This window comes from Grimontia marina, assembly GCF_900060185.1.
Lineage (GTDB): Bacteria > Pseudomonadota > Gammaproteobacteria > Enterobacterales > Vibrionaceae > Enterovibrio > Enterovibrio marinus.
In genome coordinates this window covers 1-23,155 of record NZ_FIZY01000014.1, presented here as the reverse complement: position 1 = coordinate 23,155, position 23,155 = coordinate 1, and the positions used below count along the sequence as shown (strand labels likewise).

The 23,155-nt window shown below is 43.7% G+C and carries 9 protein-coding genes; 1 reads left to right on the top strand and 8 read right to left on the bottom strand.

Going from position 1 to position 23,155, the window contains the following annotated elements; translation table 11 throughout:
* Positions 1-173 precede the first annotated feature (173 nt).
* Positions 174-977: an inositol-1-monophosphatase gene (gene suhB, locus GMA8713_RS09250; protein WP_062708368.1), complete on the top strand. Its 804-nt coding sequence runs from the start codon at positions 174-176 to the stop codon at positions 975-977.
* Between the two features lie 173 nt (positions 978-1,150).
* On the opposite strand, the gene secF is transcribed toward suhB, so the two are convergent.
* From secF to GMA8713_RS27295, 8 genes are all read right to left on the bottom strand, one after another.
* On the bottom strand, positions 1,151-2,101 hold the full coding sequence (gene secF / locus GMA8713_RS09245) for a protein translocase subunit SecF (protein ID WP_062708364.1): 951 nt from the start codon (positions 2,099-2,101) through the stop codon (positions 1,151-1,153).
* Positions 2,102-2,113: 12 nt separating this feature from the next.
* On the bottom strand, positions 2,114-3,967 hold the full coding sequence (secD, locus tag GMA8713_RS09240; protein ID WP_083939838.1) for a protein translocase subunit SecD: 1,854 nt from the start codon (positions 3,965-3,967) through the stop codon (positions 2,114-2,116).
* 26 nt (positions 3,968-3,993) lie between these two features.
* Entirely contained in the window at positions 3,994-4,323 is a 330-nt protein-coding gene (gene yajC / locus GMA8713_RS09235) for a preprotein translocase subunit YajC (protein WP_062708362.1), read from the bottom strand.
* A gap of 81 nt (positions 4,324-4,404) precedes the next feature.
* A complete protein-coding gene (tgt, locus tag GMA8713_RS09230; RefSeq protein WP_062708359.1) occupies positions 4,405-5,532 on the bottom strand; it encodes a tRNA guanosine(34) transglycosylase Tgt in 1,128 nt (375 codons plus the stop codon).
* A gap of 148 nt (positions 5,533-5,680) precedes the next feature.
* The gene (queA, locus tag GMA8713_RS09225; protein WP_062708356.1) at positions 5,681-6,736 is read right to left on the bottom strand and encodes a tRNA preQ1(34) S-adenosylmethionine ribosyltransferase-isomerase QueA; all 1,056 of its coding nucleotides are present in this window, start codon (positions 6,734-6,736) and stop codon (positions 5,681-5,683) included.
* Between the two features lie 130 nt (positions 6,737-6,866).
* Positions 6,867-8,165, bottom strand: a complete 1,299-nt coding sequence (locus GMA8713_RS09220) for an HlyD family type I secretion periplasmic adaptor subunit (protein WP_062708353.1) — start codon at positions 8,163-8,165, stop codon at positions 6,867-6,869.
* 1 nt (position 8,166) lies between these two features.
* On the bottom strand, positions 8,167-9,843 hold the full coding sequence (locus tag GMA8713_RS09215; protein ID WP_062708351.1) for a type I secretion system permease/ATPase: 1,677 nt from the start codon (positions 9,841-9,843) through the stop codon (positions 8,167-8,169).
* Positions 9,844-9,909: 66 nt separating this feature from the next.
* Positions 9,910-23,043, bottom strand: coding sequence for a tandem-95 repeat protein (locus GMA8713_RS27295; RefSeq protein WP_062708348.1), 13,134 nt, complete (start codon positions 23,041-23,043; stop codon positions 9,910-9,912).
* Positions 23,044-23,155 lie beyond the last annotated feature (112 nt).

Genomic DNA, 23,155 nt, shown 5'->3' with positions numbered 1-23,155 from the left:
TGAATTATTTTAGGAAGAAAAACCGCCGGATTCTAACACAACCGCTTTTGTTTTACCCTTTTTACGACCTTCCAGAAAAGGCGAGTGAGCAAAAAATAACCGCTTCCCTTTTGGTCCAGCTCTGATATACTCGCCGCCGCTTTTCGTTCTTTAACATCCGTTGGGAAAATCGTATGCATCCTATGCTAAATATCGCCATTCGCGCTGCGCGAAAGGCGGGCGACTTCATCGCTAAATCTGCAGAGAACTCTGATAACGTTGAAACCACTCAGAAAGGTTCTAACGACTTTGTTACTAATATCGACAAAGCAGCTGAGCAAATCATTATCGACGTAATCAAGAAGTCTTACCCTGAACACAACATCGTGACTGAAGAAGCCGGTGTGGTTGCAGGTAAAGACACTGATTACCAATGGATCATCGACCCACTGGATGGCACCACTAACTTCGTTAAAAGTTTCCCGCACTTCTCTGTGTCTATTGCCCTGCGCATTAAAGGCCGTACCGAAGTTGCGTGTGTTTACGATCCAATCCGTAACGAGCTTTTCTCTGCTCAGCGTGGCGCAGGCGCGCAGCTGAACAGTAAGCGTATCCGTGTAGGCGTTGCGAAAGATCTGAACGGTACCGTTCTGGCAACTGGCTTCCCGTTCAAAGCTAAACAACACTCTGAAGGCTTCATCAAAGTCGTTAGTGCACTGTTTGTTGAGTGTGCTGACTTCCGCCGCACTGGCTCTGCTGCTCTTGACCTTTGCTACGTAGCTGCTGGCCGCGTTGATGGTTTCTTTGAGCTGGGCCTGAAACCTTGGGATATCGCTGCAGGTGAATTGATTGCCCGTGAAGCTGGTGCAATTTGCACTGACTTCGCTGGCGGTACTGACTACGTTCAGTCAGGCAACATCGTGACCTCAAACCCGAAAGTACTGAAAGGTATTTTGGCGAAAATTCGCGACAACGCGAACGAAGCGATGAAAAAATAAGATTCGTTAGAATCAATAAAACGGCGTCCCTCGGGACGCCGTTTTTGTTTGTTGGCTGCGCAGTTTAAGCTGTTAGAACCATATATCTAGTGCTATTGCTCTTCCTAGGATCTGCTTTTCCTAGGCTCTAGGACTTTTAATAAAAAAACGGAGCCAATCGGCTCCGTTTTTCGTTAAGGCATAGCGTCGAATTCTTCGCCTTCTTTTTCCACCGGAGGCGGTGGAAGCAGGTGCTCGCGGGTAATACCCAACTTGAGCGCCAGCGCAGAAGCAACATAGATAGACGAGTAAGTACCGATGGTAATACCAATCAACAACGCGGTCGCAAAGCCGTGGATCATGGCACCGCCCTGAAGGAACAATGCGATAACCACAAACAATGTCGTACCAGATGTGATCAAGGTACGGCTCAGAGTCTGGGACACTGAGGCATTAACGACCTCATCCGCATCACCTTTACGCATCTTACGGAAGTTCTCACGGATACGGTCGTATACAACGATGGTATCGTTGAGCGAGTAACCGACAACCGTCAACAGTGCTGCCACAATAGTCAGGTCAACTTCAATCTGCAGGAACGAGAAGATACCCAGCGTGATAATCACGTCGTGTGCGAGAGAAACAACTGCACCCGCCGCCAGACGCCATTCGAACCGCAAAGAGACATACAGCAGAATACAGATTAGCGATACCAGTATCGCCAGACCACCCGCTTCTGTCAGTTCGTCACCCACGTTAGGGCCAACAAACTCGATACGGCGCATTTCTACTGCCTGACCCGTGCCTTCTTTAATGGCATCCAGAATCTGGTTACCCAGCAACTCACCCTGCGCATCTTCGCGTGGACGAAGGCGAACCATCACGTCACGTGCAGTACCGAAGTTCTGAACGATAGCATCACCAAAGCCTTTTGCTTCCAGTGACTCACGAATCAGTGGCAGGTTTGCAGGCTGCTCAAAGCCCACTTCAATCAACGTACCGCCAGTGAAGTCCAGCCCCCAGTTCAGCCACTTGGTAGACAGACTAAAAATTGACGCGCCAATCATTAGAAGTGACAGGAAAAACGCCGGCTTCGACCAACGCATAAAGTCGATGCTAAAGTCAGGCCTTAATAGTTGAAACATCTTAATGCCTCCTTAAATCGACAGCTTGTTAATGCGCTTACCGCCGTAAACCAGGTTGACCAGGCAACGGGTACCGATAATTGCAGTAAACATAGATGTCAGAATACCGATCGACAGTGTCACAGCGAAGCCTTTCACCGCGCCTGTACCCACAGCAAACAGAATGATTGCTGTGATCAGTGTGGTGATGTTCGCATCGGCAATGGTACTGAATGCGTTCGCATAGCCCTGATGGATCGCTTGCTGAGGATTACGCCCTTCATTGAGCTCCTCACGGATACGCTCAAAGATAAGGACGTTGGCATCAACTGCCATACCGACCGTCAGAACGATACCTGCGATACCCGGCAGGGTCATGGTTGCGCCCGGAATCATCGACATCACACCGATAATCAGGATGATGTTTGCCGCCAGCGCACAGTTCGCAAACAGGCCAAAACGACGGTAGTAAACCAGCGTGAACAACATGACCGCCAGCAGACCCCAGATACAGGCTTTAATACCCATATCGATGTTCTGTTGACCCATAGATGGACCGATAGTGCGCTCTTCAACAATGGAGATTGGCGCGATCAAAGCACCTGCGCGCAGCAGCAGTGCAAGGTTATGCGCTTCTGCCTGAGAGTCGATACCCGTGATACGGAAGTTACGGCCCAGTGCAGTTTGAATCGTCGCTTGGTTGATCACTTCCTCATGCTTGGAAAGGATAACCTTTCCGTTTTCATCGCGCTTGCCACTGTCTTTGTATTCTGCAAACACAGTAGCCATCAGCTTGCCGACATTGTTCTTACTGAACGCTGCCATTTTGCTGCCACCGTCGCTATCGAGCGAGATATTTACCTGCGGACGGCTGTATTCATCGAAGCTTGAGCTCGCATCAGTAATGCTTGAACCGCCCAGAATCACACGTTTTTTCAGCACGACCGGACGACCGTCTCGGGTGTATTTGATTTCGCTACCCGGTGGTACACGGCCTGCGGCCGCAGCAGCCAGATCGGCGCTGTCATCCACTTCACGGAATTCCAGGGTTGCAGTCGCACCCAAGATTTCTTTCGCACGTGCCGTGTCCTGAACACCCGGTAACTCAACCACGATGCGGCTTGCGCCTTGGCGTTGCACCAATGGCTCGGCAACACCCAGCTCGTTAACACGGTTACGCAGGATAGTAATGTTCTGCTCAACCGCGTAGTTACGGATTTCCTGAAGGCGCTCTTCAGTGAACTTCGCAGAAACAGCAAAACGGGCACTATCGGTGGTGAACACCATATCTGGGTGCAGTCTTGCGAGTTCACTTTCTGCAGCATCCATGTCCGCTTCATTACGCAGCATGACTTCAATGTTGTCCTCACCACCCACGCGGATACCGCGATAGCGGATTTTGGCTTCACGAAGTTCAGTACGGAAGGTGTCTTCCTGCTGGGTAAGCAGTTTTTCCATTGCCGCGTCCATGTCCACTTCCATCAGGAAATGCACACCACCACGGAGGTCCAGACCCAATTTCATTGGATTGGCACCAATGGCTTCCAGCCAATCAGGCGTTGCAGGAGCAAGGTTAAGCGCAACAATCAGACCGTCTTCTTTGAGTTCGCTGTTTAGAGCGTCACGAGCTTCAATCTGATTATCAGTGTCGGAGAAACGAACCAGTACAGTGCCGTTTTCTAGCGCAATGGATTTATAAGAGATTTTATCTTTTTCGAGGGAAGATTTGACGGTGTCCAGTGTGGAGAGATCAACCGAGGCGCCACGCGCCCCGGTGATTTGAACCGCTGGATCTTCACCGTAGATATTGGGAAGTGCATAAAGGGCGCCGACAAAAATGACCAACACCACCATAATGTACTTCCACAAAGGATAACGGTTTAGCACTGCTAGGATCCTTTATGGCTAGGGGGTTACAGCGACTGAATAGTGCCTTTTGGCAGAACAGCAGTCACAAAATCCTTTTTGATGGTCACTTCGTTGTTGTCGCTCAGTGCGATAACGATGAAGTCGTTTTCATCAGAAATCTTGGTAATTTTACCCACCAGGCCGCCACCGGTCAGAACTTCATCGCCCTTGCCCATTGATGCCATCAGGTTCTTGTGTTCTTTCACACGTTTAGCCTGTGGACGGTAAATCATGAAGTAGAAAATAACGGCAAACAGGCCAAGCATGATAAATAGCTGCATACCGCCGCCTTGTGGTGCGCCTTCTGCTGCTGCATGAGCTTGAGAAATAAACATTCAGTAACGTCCTCGTATCAATATGAACATTTTCTAGACTTTCGCCTCACCGAAAGCACTCTTCCGGCAAGGCGAGAATTCCTAGTCTTCTTTCAGCGGTGGCACTTCACGGCCACGGCGTTCGTAGAATTCCTTAACAAAGGCCTCTAATCTACCTTCGTCAATAGCGTTACGCAAACTCTCCATCAGACGCTGGTAGTAACGCAGGTTGTGGATAGTATTCAGGCGAGCGCCCAGAATTTCGTTACAGCGATCAAGATGATGCAAATACGCCTTGCTGTAGTTGCAGCAAGTGTAACAGTCGCACTCTGGATCCAGTGCAGTTGTGTCACTTTTATGCTTCGCATTACGGATCTTGATCACACCGCCAGTCACAAACAGGTGGCCGTTACGCGCGTTACGCGTTGGCATCACACAGTCGAACATGTCGATACCACGGCGAACACCTTCCACCAAGTCTTCCGGTTTACCTACGCCCATGAGGTAACGTGGCTTATCTTCAGGCAGTTTTGGACAGGTATGTTCCAGAACGCGATGCATGTCTTCTTTTGGCTCACCCACCGCCAGACCACCCACCGCATAGCCATCAAAACCAATATTGGTCAGGCCTTCGACGGACACATCGCGCAGGTCTTCGTAAACAGACCCTTGAACGATGCCAAACAGTGCATTTTTATTACCCATTTTGTCGAAATGGTTGCGGCTGCGTTGTGCCCAACGCAGGCTCATTTCCATCGATTTCTTTGCTTCTTCGTGTGTCGCCGGGTATGGCGTACATTCGTCGAAGATCATTACAATGTCAGAACCCAAATCGTATTGGATTTCCATCGACTTCTCTGCGTCCATGAAAATCTTGTCGCCATTCACTGGGTTACGGAAATGCACACCTTCTTCGGTGATTTTACGCATTGCACCCAAGCTGAATACCTGGAAACCGCCTGAATCGGTCAGAATTGGACCCTGCCAGTTCATGAAATCGTGCAAGTCACCGTGGGCACGCATGATTTCCTGACCGGGGCGAAGCCACAGGTGGAAAGTATTACCCAGAAGAATTTGTGCGCCAGTATCAGCCACTTCTTCCGGTGTCATCCCTTTTACGGTGCCGTAAGTACCCACTGGCATAAATGCCGGGGTTTCAACAGTGCCGCGTTCAAAAACCAGACGACCACGACGCGCGCGGCCTTCTTTCTTAATCAGTTCGTATTTCACAATACCTCCGAAATGCCAGAGAAACAGTCTGGCGCTAATGTGCCTGTCGCACAGAGACAAAACTGGCTGTCGCAAAATTGCTGACAGCCAGTTGAATTTGGAGTCGCCACATCACAGAAAGCAATGCGGCATAATAGCCAGCGTCTGATTATACCTCAGTCTGGCGGGTGACAAACATCGCATCTCCGTAACTGAAGAAACGATATTCATTGTTCACGGCTTCTTTATAAGCATTCATCACGTGCTCATAGCCTGCAAAAGAAGACACCAGCATGATAAGGGTTGATTCCGGCAAGTGGAAGTTGGTCACCAATGCATCCACCAATTGCCATTCGTAACCCGGATAGATAAAGATTTGGGTATCATTGAAGAAAGGCTCTAGGTCAGTGCCTTCATTCTTTGAATGCTGAGCCGCACTTTCCAGCGAACGCACAGACGTGGTACCTACCGCAATCACGCGGTTTCCGCGCGCTTTGGTTGCCAGAACCGCATCCACCACTTCTTGTGGCACTTCAGCATATTCAGAGTGCATCACGTGATCATTGATATCATCAACACGCACTGGCTGGAAGGTACCGGCACCAACGTGAAGGGTCACAAATACCGTTTCTACGCCTTTCTCTTTGAGTGCCGCAAGAATATTTTCATCAAAGTGCAGACCTGCTGTTGGTGCTGCGACTGCCCCCGGTTTTTCATTGTAAACCGTTTGGTAACGCTCTTTGTCCGATTCTTCATCAGGGCGATCGATATAAGGTGGCAACGGCATGTGACCAACCTGATTTAATATATCAAGTACAGCTTGCTCGCCGCTGAAGTGAATTTCAAAAAGGGCATCGTGACGGGCAACCATTTCCGCTTCGAACTCATCGTTCTCACCCAGGAACAATTGTGTACCCGGTTTTGGCGGCTTAGAAGCGCGGACATGCGCAAGGATCGATTTTTCATCCAGCATACGCTCCACCAGCACTTCAATCTTGCCACCGGACGCTTTGCGGCCGAAGACACGCGCAGGGATCACCCGGGTGTTATTAAACACCATCAAGTCACCTGGCTCGACAAGATCAAGAATGTCAGTGAATTGCTTATGACTCAGCTCACCGGTATTGCCGTTTAATTGCAGCAAACGGCTCGCGGTACGATCAGCTTGCGGATAACGTGCGATCAGTGAGTCAGGAAGGTCAAAATGAAAATCGGATACTTGCATTGAAAAAGCCCCATTCTACAGCAGCCCGCTAGTATAGGCCGCTGTGCTGCAATATCAAGCAGGATGGGGCTTACCCACTGTAAATTCAGCGGGCAATTTGTGAGGAGTTATGACAAGTTAAAAGAGCAATCTAGTCTTCGTTGAATGCTCTGAGTATATGATTTGTTAAAGGTTTGGTTAAATAGCCAATTATCGTTCTTTTGGTTGTTTGAATATACGCTTCTACTGGCATACCCGGAAGGAGTTCTAAACTACCTAGCTTTCTCAATTCCTGCTCTGGAACTTCAACCCTGACAGAGTAGTAAGTCTGGCCGGATGACTCATCCAACGATGTATCTGCAGAAATATATTCAACACGGCCCTCAAGTTCAGGAACAACATTCTGGTTAAAAGATGAAAACCTAACTTTAACCCTCTGATCTTTATATATCTGATCGATGGAAACGGGATCGACCCTGACTATGACTTCTTTCTTTGCATTTATCGGAATTACTTGAAGTATGATTTCACCAGAACGAACAACACCACCTATTGTGGTTATAGCTAACTCATGAACAATACCTTCGATAGGAGACTTGATCTCGACACGATTGAGTTTGTTTGTTGTTGATACAATTTGCTGGGTCAATTCATGAATAGTGCTGTTCGATTCTCTCAACTGATTGACGATTTCTTCCGTACGAGTTCTCTCTTCCTGTAATAGCTCTATTTCAGCATCATTGATAGAGTTCCTAATTCGTGACAGCTCTGCTCTTCTCTCTGCCAGATCCCCTTGAACTACAGCCAAACTTCTCTTGACGCTCAATAACTGATTTTCGGGAATCAGTCCCTTATTTTCAAGGATATTAAGAGAAGACACCTCTTGTTTGATAAGTTTTTCTTGTAGTAAAAGAGAGGTTATTTGCCCCGAAATACCATTAACTTGGTTTTGGAATTGATTTATTTTCTCTTGGATTCGTTGCTTTTTACCTATATTTAACTCTCTTCTGGCATTGAAAATTTCCAACTGCCCTTTCTTGTCTAATGTGTCATCAAAGCCATAAAGTAGATTATTGTCATTTTGAAATTCAATGTTATCATCACCTACTTGCTCTGCGATCAATCGACTCTTTGTTGCGAGAGCCGCAGAAAGACGAGATCTATAGATTTCCAAGTTCGCTTCCAATAAGGAAGAGTCTAATACTGCTAATATGCTATCTGAATTCACATGTTGTCCGTCCTGAACAAAAATGTCGTCGATAACTCCACCATCAATATGCTGAACAACTTTTGGCTTCCCATTTATGCCAATATTGCCAACTGCAACAACCGCTCCATTAATTGCAATAAACCATGAAAGAGAAACTAGAGAAAAAAACAAAGCAGCAATAGATAGAGCCCCTAGCCTCATCGTTTTTGTTAACTCTGTTTTTACAAATTTATCAAGCATCTTATTGACTCACCATCTTAAGTGTTTTTTTCAATACCAACTCTTTTTCACCAAACTCAACCACTTTACCATTACTCAGAATCAATATCTTATCAACGGCTGCTATGGCACTTGGTCTATGCGTCAAAACTAATATTGTGTGTCCCATCGACTTTAAACTTGAAATGGCATTTTTAAGAGCTTCATCTCCTTCAGAGTCAAGATTTGAATTCGGCTCGTCTAAAACTAAATATTTAGGAAGTTTATATACTGCGCGAGCAAGCGCTATTCGCTGAATTTGCCCACCGGAAAAATTTACTGAGTCAGAGTCAATTCTTGCATTATATCCGTCACTGAAGCCCACGATCATATCATGCACACCAGCAATCACGGCTGCAGAGATAACATCTTCGTCAGTTTCTGCTTGATCAAAGCCAGAGATGTTATCTCTTATTGTTCCCGGAAAAAGCTCAACTTTTTGAGGAAGATAGCCAACTAACCTTCTCTCCGGATCAAATTGTAAGCTGTTGGTGCTGTCAAACTTAACCTCTCCAAGTTCAGGAGCTAGCGCATTACATACAATGCTTGCAAGTGTGGACTTTCCAGAAGCTGAAGGACCTATAACGCCTACAGCTTCTCCCGGATTCACCTTAAAACTAACCTTGTCTAATATTGGCGGCTTATCCCTCGAGTCACGAAACTTAGTCACCCCCAAAACTTCCAAGATACCTTCAGGGCTAGGAAGGTCCATGTAGTCTTCTTGTATCATTGACTGGGAAGAGTAAATGCTTGTTAATCTTTTGTGTGCTTCTTTCGATTTAACAATCACTTTCCATTGAGAGATAACTTGATCAATCGGTGTCAGAGCACGACCAGCAATAATTGAGGCCGCAACAATCATTCCAGGAGAGATTTCTTGTACCAAAGCCAAGTAAGCACCAAGTGCAAGTATCGAAGACTGAAGTAGAAGCCGGAGCGACTTTGATATTGAGGTGAATACTTCATTCCTTTCAATACCACTTTGTAGAACAATTAGCCCCTCATTGCGTAGTTCTTTCCACTTACTACGAATATTACCGACTAAGCCCAGCGAGGAAATCGTCTGCTTGTTCTTAAAACATTGGTCTAAAAGGCTGCTTTCAACACTGTCTGCTTGAATAGATTTTAAGTTACTCTTTTTTGTCAACCATTGGTTAGTAAAAGCCAATAAAGAGATCAACAAAGAACCAATCATAGCTAGTCCCCCTAAATAGGGGTGAATGAGAAACACGACGAGTAAATAGAATGGAACCCAGGGCAGATCGTAAAGGTTTGCCATTGTTGGACTAGAGATAAAACTCCTAATTGTAGATATATCATTAATAGGTTTGTATGAGTGAAACATCTTTGAAGTGTTATTCATCCACAAAGAGAAAGATGCTTCGCTAAGCTCTAAATCAAATTTAAATGATATTCTTGAAAGCATACGGCTTCGAATAAAATCGAATGCAGCCATAAATGAATAAAGAACCACAACAATTAAGAACAGGCCCAATAAGGTGGAAAAAGAGCCACTCGTCAACACCCTATCATAAACTTGTAGCATAAAAATTGGGCCAGTTAACATCAAAATATTAACTAAAGCACCAAACAGCGCAACATAAACTAAAGAACGTTTAGTTTCCGCCGTAACCTTTTCATATTTATTTCTGCTTTCCATAGCAACACCGAATACAACATTCCAAATAAAACAGAGCGCCTGTCCAGGCGCTCTGTCTCAGCAAGGTTAACTAAAAGTGAAAGTATCATTATCTAGAGAGGCAAGTTGTGTCTCTGATAAGAAATCTTCCTCAGTTAGTCCCAACAATGCCCCATCTTGGCTTTCTTCAGTGTGTTGCGGGTCTGTTGAAATTGCTTCCACATTGCTTTCAGTTGAACTTTCTACCGATTGATAAGCGGTTGAGTCTGCATCTTCAGTAGTCATTGGCTTCAATACTTCATCTGAGAACTCAAAGCTCTCAAGCATCGAATAGTCAGTCTGCGTTGGCTCATCAAGATATTTATCAGATAGTGAATCATCGGACAAATTGCTCTCGGTGCTACTCTCTGGTGACACTGATGAGCTCAGCCCTCCGACAGAAGACAGCGGCTCTATATCACTTCCAACGAAAGATATTCTTTCGGCATCAGTCCAAACTGTAATGTATGTGTCTGAATTCAAATGCCTAAAGCTATAAGCCCCAAGTAGCTCTACCTGTTCGAGGGTGATACCCAATGTCTCAGCCATATCTGCGGTAAATTCGGCCGCTGGCATTGCATCCGCAACGTAGTTCCAACCCGCACCTTCAAGATTGAATGTATCTTCACCACCACCAAGAATTGCAACAAAACCTTGCCAATCTCCGCCGATGGTATCGTCAGACTGAGCATTTATTGCAAAAGCGTTGATCGTCACATTCTGGTCATACTCATCACCTACGATCGCTTCAATACCAGAAATAACATTACCTGTTACTCCTGCTTCAGGTTGATAGCTAACACCAGTGAAGTCAGCATGCCAACTACCTTTGATAGAGAGCACATCAAAGCCCGAGCCAGCATTGTATACATTTTCGTTGATAACCTTACCGCTACTAAGAGTAGTGGTGCTTCCAGAGAAATCCTCCCTATCAAAGGCAATAATGTCAGTACCAGTACCGCCCGTTATGCGGTCTTCACCTGCTTGCCCATCTAGGTAGTTATCAAAGCTATTAACGCCAGAATCAAGCACATCGTTTCCAGCTCCTCCTAAAAGTACATTGCTGCCTGATATGCCATAAATCAGATCGTCACCTGCGCCTCCATCAAGATAGTCATCGCCGAGTTGGCCATATAAGGTATCGTTGCCGCCCAAGCCATAGATAATATCAGGCTCCCCAGTCCCCGAAATTATATCGTCGCTATCAGCACCCCATATCGCATTTTGAGGCACAAAGTTAACAATGAACTGGTCCGAGATAATCTCAATACCATCTGTTGCAAATAGCTCCAGAGCAACTGACTCACGTACATTTGCTGGCGAATAACCACTCAGAGTTTGACCGTCAAACTCCATCCAACTAGGTAAAGGTGCTCCAGAAGCCAATTGGACAGTGTATGCCAAGCTATCGCCGTCAATGTCTGAGAACTTGTCAATTTCCACATTGAAAGAGAAAGCCTCGCCTGCAGAAATTGCACTGCCATCAGAGTTTTCAAATATATCGTTTAGCGGAGAGACTAAAGTTGGCGCATCATTAACAGAAACAACTGAGAAAACAAAATCATCTGCTACTGTCGTAACACCATCTGACGCATGTAATCTGAGAAGAAATTCGCCTACAAAGTCCGTTGGAGGTGTTCCCGATAGACTTAAATCTTGGTCATTGAACAACAACCAATCAGGCAACGGTTCTCCATCAACACGGCTGAGGTCAAATGTAAGCACCGCACCTTGAGTGCTAACAAACAAATCTCGCTGAAGTTGAATATTGAACGCTTTTTCTTCTACCGCATAGCGATCAGATAGAGGAGCCTTTAGCGTTATGGTCGTCTCAGAAGGGAGAACATCAACTGACACATAACCCGTTGTTACCTCCTGTCCATCCGTGACTTGATATGTGAATCCAGCATTACCAAAGTAATGTGCATTAGGTGTGAAAGTAATGATCCCATTGTCGACAGAAACATTACCATTGTCTCCGTCGAATGCATTGACCAGAGTAATGGTATCCCCTTCGACGTCGAAATCGTTATCAATGAGATCAGCAGTCGTAATTTGCAGCGTCGTATCCCGAGAAATAACGAAATAATCATCCTCGACATGGGGAGCGTCATTCTTCGCAACAAACTCGACATCAATGTAACCAAAGTCTGTTTGTCTCCCATCACTCAAAGTATATCGAAACTCAATGACACCTGTAACATCATGATTTGGTACCAGTTGAATCTTACCTTGCTCAGACAGCACAAAACCTTGGCCATTATTGTCGTCTTGATAAACCGCCACCACATCCAATGTATCTTCAGCGTTCGGGTCGGTGTCATTGACCAGTAAACTAGCAATATCAATGACAAGTGGTTCGTCTTCTACGCCAACAAAAGAGTCTCTATTAGCCTCAGGGGCTAAATTGACTTCTTCAAGGTCGATGTAAACTATCGCTGTCGCCTCTCCATGGAGATTATCAGTGATGGTGTAGGTGAAACTATCATCACCATAGTGATTAACATTAGGCGTATAAGTGAGTACTCCATCCGATAAACTAACAGTGCCATGGTCGGGTTGGGTGAATTCAGTCAGAACGAATAAATCGTCATCATAATCTTCATCATTGGCCAAAAGATCAGAAACACTGATAAGGATCGGCTGGTCTTCCTGTCCCTTAAACTCATCGTTAAATGCTAAAGGGGCAACTTGCTGTGGGAGCACATCAACCACTGCAACACCTATAACCTCACCATCCACAGCATCTGTCAATGTATAATTGACGTTGAAATGACCAGTTGTATCCAAAGGAGGAGTAAAAGTAACTACAGCACCTTCATTACCATTGATAGTCACCACTTCGGTGTGGCTCTCTATTGTCTCTCCATTATCAATAACCCAAACGATGGTGTCTTGGAAGTAATACCCTAACGGTATCAAACCTGAAAGTACCCCGGTTTCTGTATTTACAGAGAGCCACTCAGGTAATACCTCGCCACTTTCAAACGATGCCGTCACGGCACTTCCTGAAGCTATCGATACGCTTGGCGAGAATGATAAAGTACCAAGTGTAATATCTAACTGACCATTGAGATCATCACCTGAAGTATTCGTTTCACCACTAATTTCTATGTCTTCCTCGTACTCCGACACTTCCGCACCATCAGTCATTCGCCAGGTAATTGAGTAGACACTAGTTTCTAGGTCAGATGGCGGATACCCTATGATTTCCCCAGTAACTTCATTCAAAGACATCCAATCTGGTAACTCACCACCATCAGACAATTTCGCAGAAAATGAACGTTCGACTATCACGCCCTTGTCGGTCGTTACCAATGGAGGTACCGTTGGGACTATAGATATTCTATTGGTCAGTGGGAGTTTGATATCAGTAATCTGGATAGAGTCTCCATCCAAATCCTTGTCATTTTCCAACAAAGACATCACCGAAATCTCCAACGGTGTGTTTTCTTTTGCCCGCAAGAAATCAGTTTCTGCTATTGGAAGATCACGTTCCGGTTGGATATTCAAGACGATCAACGCACCCTGAACCGAGACGGCTCCCTTCTCATCCTCTGCTTTGTAAGCAAGAACAAGATTCCCATGATAGTGTTCGGGAACATCTACAGATATTGATTCACCATTCCAGTCAGCTGTGACATCTGGCACAGCTTTAAACCCAACATCATCGATAACGACTTCAGCGAATAAACGATAGGTCGGTTGAGTATTGGAAGATGGGATGCTCAAGCGCACAGGAATAGAACCAACGAGATGCTCCGGTGGCACACCATCAAATGTTAGAGTCATTGGATCAAATGACAACCATTCGGGTAGGCTATCGCCGCCTGACAAAGTGGCGGTAATCCCTTCCATCGGCTTAATAAAAGAAGAAAGGAGCACTCCATCAATTGAAGGAGGCATGCTGGAAACCAAACCTTCCAACAAGCCTAAATGCTCCGTCACCAAGGTGTTAATTAGAGCTTCATCACTCTGCGGAGATATCTCCAGTTCAATGGTGTAGGTGTTGTCTCTTGCCTCAAAAGCAGGTTCTATACCGCTAGTTTTTAACTCTATGTTTAAATGAACAGTTTTTGGTTCATTTCCATCAGCTAGTTCTGAGTAAATAGAGAAAGCACCAGCCTCTTCATCATAGTCAATCCATTCAGGCAACAGCGCGCCAGATGCTAGCTTTACATCAACAGAGTAAGCAATGGCATCATCTAAACGTTGCAGGTGAAAAGTGCCAGAGGTGCCATCTCTCACCAGGTCAACCGCCTCACCAAGCAAGACAACATCATTTAGGAAAATGACATCTCCTTGGCGGTCCGAATCATTGCCAAATATTTCACCCGCGAGAATCGTGATTGGCGACTGTTCATCTTCTTGTCTAATAACAAGATCATTAACCAGAACTGGTGCATCATTTTGCGGCTTCACAACCACATTTACGTATGCTTGGCTTAAGCCGCCTCTACCATCTGAAACCGTGTAAGAAAAACCAGCCTCGCCGTTAAAATCAGCCTTAGGAGTAAATTGAATAGTTCCAGAGTCCAGGATTTCAACCTTGCCGTTGTTCGCGAACTCATTCACATCAGAAATAAGCAATACGTCATCATCATGATCGATATCATTTTCCAGAAGCATAGAAGCATCTATCAGTAATACCTCATCTTCAACAATCTCAAACTCATCTACTTTGGCGATTGGCTTACTATTCAATGGCTTAACATCGACATTCACTGTGATGGTATTGGTAGCGCCGTGCTCATCCGTAACGAGATATTGGAAAGTTGCATCGCCTAAGGAATTGGCGACAAAGGTAACAATAGGCTCTTCATAGACGACACCATCGATTTCAACTGGCAACCCTGTATCAATAAGCTCAACAATGCCATTTTCAGCAGCGCCGGTTAATCCGTCAAAATAGTAATCATCACCTTCAGGATCGTGGACGCTGTTAAGTAAGTCACTGGCAATGTATACATTTGTCTTATCAAGTCTGGCACCTCTATATGAGAGGTTATTACCACCACTCTTAGGCGCATCATTCACGGACTCATAAAACAGCTCTACTTTCGCGGTATCTACACCGCCCAAGTTATCGCTTACCTCGTAGGTAAATTCCGCATAGCCATAGTGATCGATTGGAGGCTTAATGTGAACGTCACCATCTCTGATGAATACCCCGCCCCCCAGCATTGACTGCGATATCCCAGAGAAGTAAGCATCACTGATTGTCAATTGATCCCCATCAATATCCGTGTCGTTACCCAACAAATCTGCAAAAGGTATCACTAACACGTTATCTTCAACGCCAACAAACACACCATCATCGTTAGCATTAGGCGCATCGTTCACAGGAGCGAGATTCAATTCAACTTTTGCACTGGACTCGCGGCCAAATTGATCTTGAATGGTATAGCTGAAATAGGCATCTCCATGGTAGTTCTCGGTTCCTGTAAACTCGATGGCACCGCCTATGATAGCGACATCACCACCGCTCACAGCAACAGCATTGACTAAGGTAACGACTTCACCTTCGGCGAACTGATCATTATCGGTCAACCAATCCAGAGTAAATGTTGTGGTCTCATCTTCGTTAGCAAGGAGGTAGGTATCATCATTTGCAGAGAAAGAACCGTCCCGCAGCATGCTTTGGATTCCGTCTCTATCCCACGACATGCCTGACGCAAAACTGATGACTTCAATACCTGTCGATGTAGAAAGGAAATGGTCAGCAACGGTAATGACATGGAGCACAACATCAGTGGATTTTTCCACCTCAATAATCAAATCGTTCCCCTGCTGAATCAGAGAAATATCCTTTGGAAGTATAGAAGTATCAAACCGCACTTCATCGACAGCATCGAAATCTTCGCCTTCTTCGATACGATCAAGGCCAATGAATTGAGTAAAGTGGTAGTTGTCACTGCCTAAACCGCCACTTAGAACATCATCCCCAAACCCACCTTCAAAAGTATCCTCGCCTTCACTCCCTTCGAGAACATCATTGAATGCAGAACCAACAATAGACTCTATCCCTGCTAATACGTCCCCCTGGGCATCGCCATGTAAGCCTTGCCCAGATAGTAGATTTACATGGACCCCTTCGTTTGATTCCGAGTAGTCAGCAGTGTCAAAACCTATACCGCCATGCAATTTATCAGCGCCTTGACCACCACGGAATATGTTGTCGGCATCATCTCCAATGATAATGTCATCATGATACGACCCCTGAATGACTTCGATACCGACAAGGCTATCGCCTTCAGCATCCCCTCCAGTTTGAGTGTCATTATTTAAGTCAATTACGATACGTTCAGAGGAGATCGAGTAGTCCGCCGTATCAATACCAAGCCCACCAACAAGCACATCAGCACCGCGACCACCATTCAAGGTGTCATCACCTTCTCCACCGCTTAGCAGATCGTTGCCTCGTCCTCCCGATAGGTGATTACTTTCGGTATTACCACGAATCACATCATCGAAGTCTGTGCCTATAATACCTTCAATGTTAGAGAGTCGGTCACCTTCGGCAGCCCCACCATTGATGTGGGAATCCAAGGACAAATCTAGGTTGAGAGCAAGCTCTGCATCGCTGTAGTCAGCTGTGTCCTTCCCATCGCCGCCATCCAGAAAATCAGATCCCAAACCACCACGTAAGATATCATCGCCTTTGTCACCATAGAGCCAGTCGTTGCCTTGCTCTCCACTCAACAGATCATGTCCAGCATTTCCGCGCAATGTATTCCCAGCAAAATCACCGTAAATTTGGTCGCTGTAATCAGAGCCTTCTACTGATTCAATGTTGTAGTAGCGATCGCCTTGCGCCCACCCGCCCTGACCAAGGCCAAGATTTAAATCAACGCGAACACCAACGTTTGACCCAACAAGCGTAACCGTATCAAAACCGCTGCCACCGTCGATATAATCGGAACCATCACCACCATTAATCGTGTCGTCACCGGCTTCACCATAAATATCGTCGCGTCCTGCAAGCCCACCAATAACATCGCTTTGCTCTGAACCAATCAATAGATCGCGTTCAATTGCTCCATTTAGCTGGCCGTCGTATTGGCCAGATACCAGAGCAAATTCTGAGTAACCCTCGTCCTGTAACCCTGACGGATCAGCCACATGATACTTAAACTGCACAACACTGTTGGCTGAAGTGGTCGGATAAAAAATCAGGAAATCTTCGTCGTAGCGTTCGAAATAACCAGTTTCCGGATCTTCGGCACTGACAAAAGCCAATGTGTCGCCATCGACATCTTCATCATTGGAAAGTAAGTCAGTGATTCGGATAACAACTGGCGCTTCGAGGTGGTATTCACCCAAATCATCCCCAACCACAACTGGCTCATCATTGACAGGGATTATATTGAGATCGATATAAGCGTTGCTTGTGTTACCAGTGCCGTCCGACACGACATAATAAAAGCCAAATGTTTCAGTCACGTTAGCATCTGGGGTGAACAGAAAACCTTCAGCCAACATGCTAACAACGCCTTCGGGTGCAACATTGGAGTGAAGTACAAACCAGTCGATAATTTGTAGTTGATCGCCATCTACATCGTAGTCGTTTGCTAGTAGGTCATTGAAAGCTATAAAGGTTGGCGTGTCCTCATAAACATCAACTGAGTCTTTCACAGCAAATGGGGCGACATCGCCAGTATTCGTAAACATCATCAAGACTTGGGCATCATCCACTGCCCCTGTATTGTCTTTGACGTTGTAGTAAAATGAAGCTTCGCCAAAGTAACCTGGATTTGGAGTGAAACGGATTGTTTCAGCATCTACCCACTCCACAACACCATTTTCTGCAGCAAAAATATCAACAAACTCGAAAGTATCTCCGTCTACATCAAAATCATTCGCTAACAACGTAGATACCGAGACTTCAATGAATTGGTTTTCACTACTCGTCAACAAAGCATAATCAATGTAAGTGTCATCTTGAGCCTCTGGGTTGTCCTCTATTGCTTCGACAGCAACATTAACATACCCAAAAGATGTGCCTCCTTGACCATCATCCGCCTTGTACTGGAACTGCGCAGTGCCTGAGAAATTCTCTTCTGGCGTAAATAGAATGGTGCCATTATCCCTTAGAGAAACCGTTCCATTTTTAGCGCCAAATACAGAAGAGATAGAAAGTGAATCTCCATCAGCATCACTGTCGTTAAGAAGTAACGCATCCACCAGTATCAATATTGGTGAATCTTCTAACGTGGAGATATCATCAGCCTGAGTAACAGGAGCATCATTAACTGGCTTAACGGAGAATTTCACACTCGCCGATGCACTAACCCCACTGTTGTCTTCAATCGAGTATTGGAAATCGCCATAACCAAAGAAATCTGGTGAGAGACGAACTTCAATTGTATTGTCATCAATGAGAGAAACATTGGCGTTATCACTACTTGTAACGTCAATAAGACTGATGTCATCTCCATCAATATCCCTATCGTTGCTTAGCAGCTCCGCAATATTGACTAGGAATACATCACCTTCATTAACCGAAGCAAGATAGTCACGAAACGCCACAGGAGCATCATTAACAGGCAGCACGTCTATTGTCACAGTAGCTTCAGCACGACCACCTTCTGGCGTATTTGCCGCGTAATCAAAATAAGCCTTCCCGACAAAATCTGTGTCAGGTGTAAACAACATCTGTCCACTACTGGAGAGCGTCACAGACCCATTTACCGCATTAAATACTTCACCGATGACCATACGGTCACCATCAGCATCGTTAGACAATAATTGCAATGCATCAATGGCGACTTCAGAATCTTCACTAACAGATATTCCCATATCATCATTAGCCTGGGCAAAAGGTCTCACACGAACATTGACTGAGGCAGTTGAGAATCCATTTTGTTCATCAGAAACCGTATACTGAAATTGGGTTGCACCACTGAAAAATCCAATAGAGTAGAAAACAACATCTCCGTCGGCATTTATTTCTGCTACCCCATTACCGTCGCTCTGTACGCTAACAATAGATAAGTCTTCACCATCCGGGTCGTAATCATTCTTAAGTAACTCTTCAGCCTGTATAATCAGAGGGGTTTCGGTCGTCACTGTAAAGAAACCATCGTCTTGAGCAACGGGAGTATTATTATTTAGCAGAGACTTAATATTTTCTTTTGACCAGATAACACCGTCATTGAACTCATAATATTCGATACCCTCTTCAGTAGCTGAGATAGCATTGGTAACAGTTATTGTTTCTTCACTACCAATATAAGAGAAAATAACTGTTTCACTCCCCTTAAATAGGCGAGATGCTTGCACCTCACTAGAAATAATGTCTATAAATTTAAGTTTATCGATATCACCAGCATTAGTACCGCTGTCATTGATACTGTCACTACCTTCGTAGCGGGAAATAATATAAGAGTCTCCTCCCTCTCGACCATCTAAAAGATCATCGCCGGTACCACCCTGTAGAATATCTGCGCCAAAGTATCCATAAATTGAGTCGTTATCATCTGTAGCGCTGTATTGTATAACTTTCTCCGTGAGCTTAGAGCGATCCCACTCTACTCCATCAGAAAAAACAAGTTTTTCTATGCCAAGGTTTCGAACTGACCAAGAAGAGTCATCTCGGTCAAATGCATTGTAGAGTGTTACGCGATCACTACCTTCTGAAAAACGTATAATCGCGTCTCTTCCTTCCTCTCCAGAAGCGGCGATGTAAGTAATATCTGAAGACAAATAATCCACAAACTGGATAGTATCAGCAGTATCATGTCTTCCTGAGTCTATGACGGTGTCGTCACCGTCACCTTTGTGATAGAGGTATATATCATCCCCTTCACCACCGATTAAACGGTCGCTACCCAAACCACCAGTTAAAGTATTGCCAAACCTATTCCCTCTTATTTCATCATTAAATTCACTTGGAGATGTTAAGACAACATCACCCAGAATCTCTGATAGACGAACAGATTCATCTGTGTCTACAAACTTTAGAAACTCGATCTGATTCCAATACGATGAAAAAAAGTTAGAACTCGCCCCATTAACAATTTTAATACTGTCATTATTATCATAAAAAGAAAGCAACAAGTCGTTTGTATTACGACTTACTTTAGTAATCTTAAGGTCAGATAAGATATATCCGGATAGCTCAATGGTGTCATTCCAGCCCTCACTATCACGAATAATGTCATGGCCATCACCCTTAGTGAACACATAGGTGTCATTACCACCGTTACCAATCAGAGTATCTCTTCCTAGACCACCTTCTAAGATATCATCACCTGAAGAGCCTTCGATGTAGTTGTCACCATCAGTTGAAGTATCCGACACATCAGAAGATGTTCGTTCAATATTGACTAATTTAGAGATTTCATCATTATTTAGAGATTCACCGCTAGAGAACTCAATTTCTTCCACCCAATAATTATTGCCTAAAAAATAGTTTTGAATTCTAACCTGCTCATTCGTATTTGTAGAAATTAGTAAATTTTCACCCTCTTTTATAAAGGTTACCTGACTCAAACCTAAGTCCGTAAAAACTAACTGGTCGTTACGTGACTCGTTGAATTTATAGTAATCTAAAATGTCAAGGTTTCCCTGACCAGAAGTGAAAGTATAAATATCATTTTCTCGTGTCCCTTTAACATAACCAGTATCAGATGCATCATTAATATAACGTTCAATTATATCCGTATATGTCCACAGCACACCGTCTGAAAATTCGACTAATTCGATGGCATAACGACTAGAATAAAAAAAGTTATCTATGATAATTTTGCCACCATCCGCCTCCATGAAAGCTAAATCATCTTCTATTCTTATCAAAGTAAAATCGTCTTCAAAGCTATCAGAAAAAACCACCTTATCCATATGTTTTTTATAATTATACCTATTATTATAATCTTTGATTACCACATCATTTCTAAGGTCTGATATTATGTAGTCTTCTGAATCCTCAGTTCCTCTAATTAACCCCATTTCAAGGGAATCAGTAACATATTTTACCCATATCTCACTTTCATCAATAACTAATCCATCAGCAAATTCTATACCTTCAACTCGATAGCTATTTGAATAGAAATACCGATGAATCGTAACCTCACTCGTAGCAGATGTAAGTATTAAATCATCCTCTACTCTTGAGAACTTAAAATCAGAGAGAAGTGAGTCAGAAAATATTAGATGGTCGTTTTCACTCTGATCATAATCATAATCCTCAATCTCTAGTGAGGTAAAATCACTATCTATGATATACGTTTCACCCACATGACTACCAGCGACATAACCCAGCTCTTGCGCTGTATTAACATAGGTATTGAAAATATCTCCTTTGGTCCAAACGTCATTATTATCAAACTTTATAGATTCTATTTTATAGTGATCACTTGAGAAGTAGTCAGCAAAAACAATATGCTCTTCACCAGAAAGGAGTATAACTAGCGAATCACTTGAACGTAGTAACGCTACATCTGAAGGATCAACACCATGTAGATAGAGTGCATCTTGACGGTTAGCGTATCTATCATAGTCATAGTCTTCTATAACAATAGAACCAGTTCCATAAGTATGATGATATTCATCTACATCCGAAGTCCCAATATAGACTGACTCATCATCAATGATATAATTTGACAACACATAGTTATCACTAACAACCACCCCGTCACTAAAGTGAAACTCTTCAATTCGATGGTTGCTATCTGTAAAAAAGTTGAGTATAGAGATAATGTCATAGTCATCTGACCTGATGATCAAATCACTTTTTCTCCTAATGTAGGAAATATTAATAGATGAAATGTCAGAAAATATAATCTTATCAGTAGCAATGGAATGATATGGGCTAGATTCTTCTATTATTACGATCTTATCTAAATCAGTTGAATAGTTATAAGTATTGCCAGTGTAATGTCCTAAACCAACATAAATTTCACTATTGGCAATTTTATTGGAAGAAAGTCTATTTATATCTTCCAAATCCCAGGAAACACCATCACTAAAATTTATCTCCTCAATTCTAAAGTCAGTTCCCTTGTAATGATTATCGACTTCAACTAAAGAGTCATTCCCAGCATCAATAAATAGAGAGAAGCCTTTACGATATAAATTCACTTCAGAAGAAGAAATATCAAAAAAGTTAATTGAATCATTATATCTAGAATCTATGAAGTCGATATAGGCCTTATCAATAATTTTTACACGTCCATCAGATCTAAAAATATTTATTGAGTCTTTATACTTAGTTCCGACTATAACCCCATTACTTGCCTTTGAATCAGAATAGTATTTCTGTAATATCTCTTTACCTGAAAGTGTTTCACCATCAGAGAATTCCAAATATTCAAATCCATAGTCATCTGAATCAAATGCATTATATATTTTTAGCTCATGCCCATTATCAGTTTTATAGATAAAGTGATCACCGACACTAGAAATAGCTATTTGAGACTTAACAAGATCTTTGAAAATCAATCTATCATCGTATGTTGATGATATCCCTGAGTACCGTGAGTAATCTAAGAGAGTGTAGCTTCCATCGCTAGAATAGTGCTCATGGATATTTCCCAATGGAGAAGAAAAAACGAGACCACTACTTTTTCTTAAGTTTTGCATTTCAACAAGAAACGCTTGAAAATCCCACACCTGACCATCAGAAAAAACTAAATTTTCAATTTGATAATAGTCATCAATTAAAAATGCATTAACTATCCTAATTTTTTCATCATTAGGCGTAATAAGAACAGCATCATCACCATACCGTCGTATTTCAATGTCACCAGATAATAAATCTTCAAAGATCAGAGTATCATTGCTACTCGAGTAGTAGCTATGATCGTAAATAGAATAACCTTTACCTCCTAAAGAGTATGAGTAAGTATCATCTTCTGAAGATCCAGTAACAACCCCACTCTCTAATTGATGAGTCCTTAAATTAGAAAGTAAATCCTCTCTATCCCACTCAACACCATTAGCAAACTCAAAACTCTCAATGTAATACCAATAGTATTCAGATAGCTGCTTCTTAACTGTAAGACTACCACCAAACGAAAAGTCAAAGTAAATGTGATTCCCATCGGTACTCAAAACGATGTCTTCAGGTGAAGCATCTATAAACCTTATAAGATCATTCCCACCGCTCTCATAAAGCGTGTCGTGACCATCTTCATATCTAATAATATAAACATCATCTCCTCGCTTAGAAGTGGCCCCCAATTTTCGGACATGACTTTAAGTGATTGATCTGTTTTGATAGTCCCCAGAAAGACTGGAGCAGATGATGACAAGAAAACGTAGAAACCACTCACCCGAATTTAAAGCGAAGGTG

Bases quoted from the DNA above. Each gene is read 5' to 3' on its own strand.
- suhB (WP_062708368.1), top strand. From the start codon at position 174: ATGCATCCTATGCTAAATATCGCCATTCGCGCTGCGCGAAAGGCGGGC.
- secF (WP_062708364.1), bottom strand. From the start codon at position 2,101: ATGTTTCAACTATTAAGGCCTGACTTTAGCATCGACTTTATGCGTTGG.
- yajC (WP_062708362.1), bottom strand. From the start codon at position 4,323: ATGTTTATTTCTCAAGCTCATGCAGCAGCAGAAGGCGCACCACAAGGC.
- queA (WP_062708356.1), bottom strand. From the start codon at position 6,736: ATGCAAGTATCCGATTTTCATTTTGACCTTCCTGACTCACTGATCGCA.
- GMA8713_RS09220 (WP_062708353.1), bottom strand. From the start codon at position 8,165: ATGCTTGATAAATTTGTAAAAACAGAGTTAACAAAAACGATGAGGCTA.
- GMA8713_RS09215 (WP_062708351.1), bottom strand. From the start codon at position 9,843: ATGGAAAGCAGAAATAAATATGAAAAGGTTACGGCGGAAACTAAACGT.